Origin of the sequence: Salimicrobium humidisoli, from assembly GCF_002295105.1 — a bacterium.
GTDB classification, from domain to species: domain Bacteria; phylum Bacillota; class Bacilli; order Bacillales; family Halobacillaceae; genus Salimicrobium; species Salimicrobium humidisoli.
The window spans coordinates 125,103-131,603 of sequence record NZ_NSGH01000007.1 but is presented as its reverse complement, the minus strand read 5'-3'; the positions used below and the strand labels follow the sequence as shown (position 1 = coordinate 131,603).

At 49.6% G+C, this 6,501-nt stretch carries 6 protein-coding genes, 12 tRNA genes and 1 rRNA gene; all 19 read right to left on the bottom strand.

Annotated elements, in window-relative coordinates; all coding sequences use genetic code 11:
• Positions 1 to 103 (bottom strand): 16S ribosomal RNA (locus CKW00_RS06250); the annotation flags it as partial.
• 83 nt (positions 104 to 186) lie between these two features.
• A tRNA-Ile gene (locus CKW00_RS06245) sits at positions 187 to 263 on the bottom strand.
• Between the two features lie 11 nt (positions 264 to 274).
• Positions 275 to 348: transfer RNA gene (locus CKW00_RS06240), tRNA-Gly, on the bottom strand.
• A gap of 22 nt (positions 349 to 370) precedes the next feature.
• Positions 371 to 447, bottom strand: a tRNA-Pro gene (locus tag CKW00_RS06235).
• A 14-nt stretch (positions 448 to 461) separates the two neighbouring features.
• Positions 462 to 535 (bottom strand) — tRNA-Arg (locus CKW00_RS06230).
• 15 nt (positions 536 to 550) lie between these two features.
• Positions 551 to 635: transfer RNA gene (locus CKW00_RS06225), tRNA-Leu, on the bottom strand.
• 16 nt (positions 636 to 651) lie between these two features.
• Positions 652 to 736 (bottom strand) — tRNA-Leu (locus CKW00_RS06220).
• A 7-nt stretch (positions 737 to 743) separates the two neighbouring features.
• A tRNA-Lys gene (locus CKW00_RS06215) sits at positions 744 to 816 on the bottom strand.
• 98 nt (positions 817 to 914) lie between these two features.
• Positions 915 to 989 (bottom strand) — tRNA-Gln (locus CKW00_RS06210).
• A 13-nt stretch (positions 990 to 1,002) separates the two neighbouring features.
• Positions 1,003 to 1,079, bottom strand: a tRNA-Asp gene (locus CKW00_RS06205).
• A 7-nt stretch (positions 1,080 to 1,086) separates the two neighbouring features.
• A tRNA-Glu gene (locus tag CKW00_RS06200) sits at positions 1,087 to 1,158 on the bottom strand.
• Between the two features lie 6 nt (positions 1,159 to 1,164).
• Positions 1,165 to 1,256 (bottom strand) — tRNA-Ser (locus CKW00_RS06195).
• A 5-nt stretch (positions 1,257 to 1,261) separates the two neighbouring features.
• Positions 1,262 to 1,336, bottom strand: a tRNA-Asn gene (locus CKW00_RS06190).
• A gap of 140 nt (positions 1,337 to 1,476) precedes the next feature.
• Entirely contained in the window at positions 1,477 to 1,932 is a 456-nt protein-coding gene (locus tag CKW00_RS06185; RefSeq protein WP_095821845.1) for a SprT family protein, read from the bottom strand.
• A 78-nt stretch (positions 1,933 to 2,010) separates the two neighbouring features.
• Complete coding sequence (locus CKW00_RS06180; RefSeq protein ID WP_095821844.1) at positions 2,011 to 4,158, bottom strand: Tex family protein; 2,148 nt, start codon at positions 4,156 to 4,158, stop codon at positions 2,011 to 2,013.
• A gap of 121 nt (positions 4,159 to 4,279) precedes the next feature.
• On the bottom strand, positions 4,280 to 4,870 hold the full coding sequence (locus tag CKW00_RS06175; RefSeq protein ID WP_095821843.1) for a SpoIIE family protein phosphatase: 591 nt from the start codon (positions 4,868 to 4,870) through the stop codon (positions 4,280 to 4,282).
• Positions 4,870 to 5,652 carry an RNA polymerase sigma factor SigB gene (gene sigB / locus CKW00_RS06170; RefSeq protein WP_095821842.1) on the bottom strand — a complete coding sequence of 261 codons (783 nt, stop codon included), beginning with the start codon at positions 5,650 to 5,652 and terminating at the stop codon, positions 4,870 to 4,872. The genes CKW00_RS06175 and sigB overlap by 1 nt, the downstream gene beginning before the upstream one ends.
• A complete protein-coding gene (gene rsbW, locus CKW00_RS06165) occupies positions 5,624 to 6,103 on the bottom strand; it encodes an anti-sigma B factor RsbW (RefSeq protein ID WP_008591078.1) in 480 nt (159 codons plus the stop codon). Before rsbW ends, sigB begins: the two co-directional genes overlap by 29 nt.
• A complete protein-coding gene (locus CKW00_RS06160; RefSeq protein ID WP_076571824.1) occupies positions 6,103 to 6,435 on the bottom strand; it encodes an STAS domain-containing protein in 333 nt (110 codons plus the stop codon). The genes rsbW and CKW00_RS06160 overlap by 1 nt, the downstream gene beginning before the upstream one ends.
• Between the last annotated feature and the right edge of the window lie 66 nt (positions 6,436 to 6,501).

Here is a 6,501-nt window from a genome sequence, read left to right as displayed (position 1 = left end):
AGCGTCCACCCCGAAGGGCTTCAGCTCGCTTCCCGCGCTCGACTTGCATGTATTAGGCACGCCGCCAGCGTTCGTCCTGAGCCAGGATCAAACTCTCCATAAAAGAGATTGATTAGCTCAATCATAATTCGTTCAAAAATTGACGCATGGCATAAAACATTGTTCAGTTTTCAAAGATCTAATTCATGGTGGGCCTGAGTGGACTTGAACCACCGACCTCACGCTTATCAGGCGTGCGCTCTGACCAACTGAGCTACAGGCCCATTAGTTAAAATGGAGCGGGTGAGGGGAATCGAACCCCCGTCATCAGCTTGGAAGGCTGAGGTTTTACCACTAAACTACACCCGCATTAAATTATTGGAAGTAACGATGGTCGGGAAGACAGGATTCGAACCTGCGACCCCTTGGTCCCAAACCAAGTGCTCTACCAAGCTGAGCTACTTCCCGCAAGAAGAAAACAGTGCGCCCGAGAGGACTTGAACCCCTAACCTTCTGATCCGTAGTCAGACGCTCTATCCAATTGAGCTACGGGCGCTTATATAATGATGAATGCGGTCGAGAGGACTTGAACCTCCACGGGATTAACTCCCACTAGGCCCTCAACCTAGCGCGTCTGCCGATTCCGCCACGACCGCATATAAAGAAATGAAATGGTGCGGGTGGAGGGACTTGAACCCCCACGTCGTAAGACACTAGATCCTAAATCTAGCGCGTCTGCCAATTCCGCCACACCCGCAGGGAAGTGAGCCATGGAGGGCTCGAACCTCCGACCCTCTGATTAAAAGTCAGATGCTCTACCAGCTGAGCTAATGGCTCCCTGTTAAAAACTTTCAATTTATATCCGTTTTTCAAGCGCAAAAACTATTTTATAATTTCCATACTTGAAAGTCAAGAGAAAAATCAAAAAAGAAAAATGGCTGGGCTAGCTGGATTCGAACCAGCGCATGACGGTACCAAAAACCGTTGCCTTACCGCTTGGCTATAGCCCAATCATTTAAATAGTGGCGGTCCGGACGGGACTCGAACCCGCGACCTCCTGCGTGACAGGCAGGCATTCTAACCAACTGAACTACCGGACCGGACTAATGACCCGTACGGGATTCGAACCCGTGTTACCGCCGTGAAAGGGCGGTGTCTTAACCACTTGACCAACGGGCCATATAATGGCGGAGAAGGAGGGATTCGAACCCTCGCGCCGCTTACGCGACCTACACCCTTAGCAGGGGCGCCTCTTCAGCCAACTTGAGTACTTCTCCGTATATGGCTCCACCGGTAGGATTCGAACCTACGACAAATCGGTTAACAGCCGATTGCTCTACCACTGAGCTACGGTGGAATATGATGTCGCAATAACCAGCGACGTAAAACATCTTACATGATAGGAAAGCTTCTGTCAATCATATTTGCATGAAAATATGTTTTTTCGCCGTTCCGCTTTCAACGGCTATATTAACTTAACACGTGGCTTCAGTTTCGTCAATATCCATCATTCACCTTTTCTAAAATACCTTTGCATCTGCCACATCTGTATTTATCCGTATTCACCCGGCGCTTCCGTCTGTACGTAACACCGCATCTCCGGCATCTGTAATGGTGGGAGGCCTGTTTTTTTGAGGAAGGAAGCGGAGTGCAATGTCTCGGTGAACCCGTTTCCTCCATTAAACGACGGAATTCTGCATCCCGGTGATGATATCCTTTTCCTTCTATATGAAGGTGGTAATGACACAACTCGTGTTTTATGATCCCCTCCAGCTCTTCCGGACCGCACTCTTCCAGGTACAAACGATTGATTTCAATACGTCTTTCGTTGGGGAGGTATCTTCCGCCTGTAGTACGGAGGCGGGGATTGAATCTTATATCATCACGGAACTCGCGCGCAAAGTCTCTCCGTGATATCTCTTTCGTCCACTCCAGCAGCTGTTCGTCCTCCATATATCCTTCCCTCCTCTTTTCACAAAAGATGGCAGACCTCCCGCGGAAGGTCTGCCCGTACTTAGCCGCACCCCGGACTCAGGATTTTTTCACCATAGTCAGAGCTACGCGCTGTTTTTTCAGATCGACTTCCTCGACCCAGACCGTCACTACGTCTCCCACCGAAACTACGTCCATCGGATGCTTCACGAAACGTTGCGCCAGTTTGGATATGTGAACGAGTCCGTCCTGTTTCACACCGATATCCACAAACGCCCCGAAGTCCACGACGTTCCGTACCGTTCCTTCAAGTTCCATTCCGGCTTCCAGATCCTCCATCGTCAGCACGTCCGTTTTAAGCAAAGGTTTCTGCAAGTCGTCCCGGAGGTCTCGCGACGGTTTCTTCAACGATTCAATTATGTCCGAGAGGGTCCACTCCCCGACTTCAAGCTGCTCCGCCGTATGTTTCAGATCTATATCCGCAAGCTTACCGGCCAGTACGTCGGACCCGGCGTCTTCTTTTTTCAGACCGAGTTCTTCCAGCAGTCTGCGGACCGCCGTGTAACTCTCCGGGTGGATCGGCGTCCGGTCCAGAGGATCCTCCCCTTCCGGCAACCTTAAAAATCCGATACTTTGCTCATACGTTTTCGCTCCCAGCCTCGGTACGTTTTTCAGGTCTTTCCTGGTCGCAAATTTCCCGAGCTCCTCGCGTTTTTTCACGATGTTTCCGGCGACTGTTTTGTTCAGTCCGGAGACGTACTGCAAAAGAGAGGAGGAGGCGGTGTTGGCATTCACTCCTACCTGGTTCACTGCCGTTTCCACGACGAAAGTGAGAGATTCGTTCAGCCGCTTCTGACTGACATCATGCTGATATTGTCCGACCCCGATCGATTTCGGGTCGATCTTCACCAGTTCGGCGAGCGGGTCCTGTACCCGTCTGGCAATCGAAACGGCACTCCGTTCCTCCACCTGAAAATCCGGGAATTCTTCGCGGGCGAGTTTCGATGCCGAATACACACTGGCTCCGGCTTCATTCACGATCATGTAAGGAGCATCCCAGCTGTGTTTCTGAATGAGTTCTGCGAAAAACTGCTCCGTTTCCCGGGATGCGGTTCCGTTGCCGATGGCGAAAAGTTCAATAGCGTGCTTTTTCATCAATTCCTGTACTTTCTTCTCCGCCCCCTGATAATCCTTACGGGGAGGAGTCGGAAAAATGACTGCAATATCAAGAACTTTACCGGTCTCATCAACGACGGCCAGTTTACACCCGGTTCTGTAAGCCGGATCGATGCCGAGAACTGTTTTCCCCTGGAGGGGAGGCTGCAGCAAAAGACTCCTCAAATTTTTCGAGAATACGTCAATGGCCTGTTCTTCCGCTTTTTCCGTCAGTTCATTCCGTATTTCCCTCTCCACGGAAGGTTTGATCAGCCGCTTGTACCCGTCTTCGACCGCTGCGTGAAGAATCCCCGTCTTCTCCCCCGTACTTCCTGTTTTCCGGTGGAGATAGTCGAGTATTCTCTCCTCCGGCGGCAGCACCGCCACTTTCAGTACATCTTCCTTTTCTCCACGGTTCAGGGCGAGCACCCGGTGGGAAGCTACCGCTTTCAGGGATTCCTGGAATTCATAATACATTTCGTAAATTCCTTTTTCATCCTTCTCTTTCTTTTTAGCTTCGGAAGTAAGATAGCCGTCATACGTTTTATTCCGTATATGTTCACGGTATTCCGGCTCATCCGCCACCCACTCTGCGACGATATCCTGTACTCCCTGCTGTACATCTTCAAGCGTATGTAAATCGTTCTCTTCGGAATAATACTTCCGGGCCTCTTCTTCGATGGATAAATCCGATTTGTTCCATACCAGTTCAGCGAGCGGCTCCAGCCCTTTTTCTTTCGCTACTGTCGCTCTCGTTCTCCGCTTCTGCTTATATGGACGGTAAAGGTCTTCGATCCGCTGCAGTTTCGAAGCTTCCTGAAGTTCCTTTTCAAGCTCCGGCGTCAGCTTCCCCTGCTCATCGATCAGGCGCGTTACTTCTTCTTTTCTTTTACGTACGTTCTGTTCATAAGTATAGTTGTCTTCAATATCCTTGATCTGGACTTCATCCAGACCGCCCGTCATGTCTTTCCGGTACCGGGCGATAAATGGTACCGTGAAGTCCTCCTCGAGTAAAGCCAGCACTTCCCTGACGGAAGACTCTTTGATGGATGTCTGTCCTGCTACTTTCTGAATCAATGTCTGTTCTGCCACTCATTCTTCCTCCCTAAACGTTCTTCTTTTCATTTTAACAGAAATCCGCCGGCAGAAACCGGGAATCATGATGTTACGTGAAATACAAAATTCCCCATTCCCGTCTTCGGAAATGAGGAACTCAGTTATATTCCATTGCGATGAGGGTCGTGTCGTCCGAACGCGATTCCCCGAACTCGATATCATACTGCTCGATAAGATCCTGCACGGTGTGGGCCCGGTAAAAGAGCTTGGATAATTTCCTTTCATCCACGCCGTCCGAAAATACCAGGAACCGCATCCCCTTCTCGAGCTCCCCGCGTTTCACTCTCAACTCTCTGGGATATCCGGCGAGAAAGCCGGGGAGCGGGATGTTCCTGCTTTTCTTACCGGAGCCGTCCACGACAACAATACCGATATTCCCGATGGAAGAGTAGGCATATGTTCCTTCTTGCTTATCAATACGAAGGATGCCGAGCACTACGCCTCTTTTTCCGTTAAGAACACGGTTACATTTCTCGATGAGTGATCGGATCGTATCGTCCGGATTCTCTTCTATCACCTGCATTACGGCTTTGGAAGCATCTTTGGCCAGCTCACCGCTGCCCAGTCCGTCTGCCAGTGCACAAATGAAATTATTTTCCGTTTCATTGTAGATGAAGCTGTCTCCGCAGTAGTAATTCCCCTGCTTCGGTTTTTGATACGTTGCCACGTTCAAAGCTGCATCCGACATCAGCGGAACGCCTCGGATGATTCGGACTGAAGAGCTTCTCTCAGTTTACGCAAGGCGCGTCGCTGCAGACGGGAAACGTGCATCTGTGAAATGCCGAGCTGTTCTCCGGTATCCTTCTGGCTCATATTCTTGAAATACGTGCACTGAAGAATCTCCTGCTCCCTTTCACTGAGAATAGGGAGTACTTTCTCCAGCAGCATGCGCTGATCGATATTTTCATATCCATCTTCCTGATCACCGATGAGATCAAGGATCGTCACCGTACTTCCGTCAGAATCCGCCTCTATTTTACGATCGACAGATAGAGCTTTGTAGCTTTTGCCCATCTCCATCGTTTCCAGCACATCTTCCTCGGAAACTTCGAGATATTCGGAGATTTCCAGTACGGAAGGGGAACGCTGCAGATCACTCGTCAGTTCTTCCGATGCTTTTTTGATCTTCGGCCCGAGTTCCTTAATACGTCTCGGCACGTGTACACTCCACGTCTTATCCCGGATAAAACGTTTTATCTCTCCAATGATCGTAGGAATGGCGAACGATTCGAATGACTTTCCGAACGACGGGTCATATCTTCTGATGGCGGCCAGCAGCCCGAGCATTCCTACCTGCACAAGGTCTTCGTGGATAGTACTGTTTTTGCTGTACTTCCGTGCGATAGATTCCACAAGATCATTATAGGTGAGAACGATTTTCTCCTGTACTTCCTCATCACGCGGGTGTTCCTGAAGATACGCTATCCATTCGTATACTTCATCATTGTGATGTTGAGACTTGGTCGCCATCACGGCCCACCTCGTTTTCATGGAGATACTTCGTCATAAGTACGATCACTCCATGCTCACTCTTGATTTCCACTTTATCCATCAGGGCGTCAATAAGAAACAGACCGAATCCGCCTTCGCGGAGTTCTTCCACGTTATCTTCCTGCTGGTATGGTCCGATTTCTTCCTTGACGGCTTCCAGGTTAAAGCTTCCTCCATGGTCGGCCACCATGATTTCCAGACGATCTTCATAAACCCCGCAGCCTATAGTCAACTCACCATCTTCATCACTTTTATACGCATGTTCCACACCGTTTGTGATCGCTTCTGATACCGCGACTTTCAGGTCTTCGATGTCCTCGTAATTGAATCCCATGCGGCTTGCAATACCGGAGATACTAAGACGGACTACTCCGATATATTCCGGTTTTGCAGGAACTTTCACTTCAATGAAATCAAAAGCATTAACCATTACATTCCACCTCTGACTGATGTGTTGATATCCATTATTTCCGTAAGACCGGTTATCTTGAACAGCCGATAAACCCGTTCGTGCATATGAACCAGTTTCATATCGGACCCGTGTTCTTTCGTGGACTTAAGGGCGCTGATGAAAATGCCGAGGCCGGTAGAATCCATATAGTTGACCGCCCCGAGATCCACCTCTACCAGGGCACCTTCCGTTTCTGTCAGCGGAAGCAGCTCCTGTTTAAGTTTCGGAGCCGTAAAGGCGTCCACTTCCCCGTCCAGAGTCATAACCGAATGCTTCTCTTCGGGCTTTGTAACATCTATGCTCAAATTCACTTAAGACACTCCTCCCTGTGTTTCCTCAAAGTAACTAATCATCTTCATTCCCACACTTACGGCCGG

Excerpts from the sequence above, each read along its gene's own strand:
- CKW00_RS06185 (WP_095821845.1), bottom strand. The coding sequence starts at position 1,932 with ATGGAGGACGAACAGCTGCTGGAGTGGACGAAAGAGATATCACGGAGA.
- CKW00_RS06175 (WP_095821843.1), bottom strand. The coding sequence starts at position 4,870 with ATGTCGGATGCAGCTTTGAACGTGGCAACGTATCAAAAACCGAAGCAG.
- sigB (WP_095821842.1), bottom strand. The coding sequence starts at position 5,652 with ATGGCGACCAAGTCTCAACATCACAATGATGAAGTATACGAATGGATA.
- rsbW (WP_008591078.1), bottom strand. The coding sequence starts at position 6,103 with ATGGTTAATGCTTTTGATTTCATTGAAGTGAAAGTTCCTGCAAAACCG.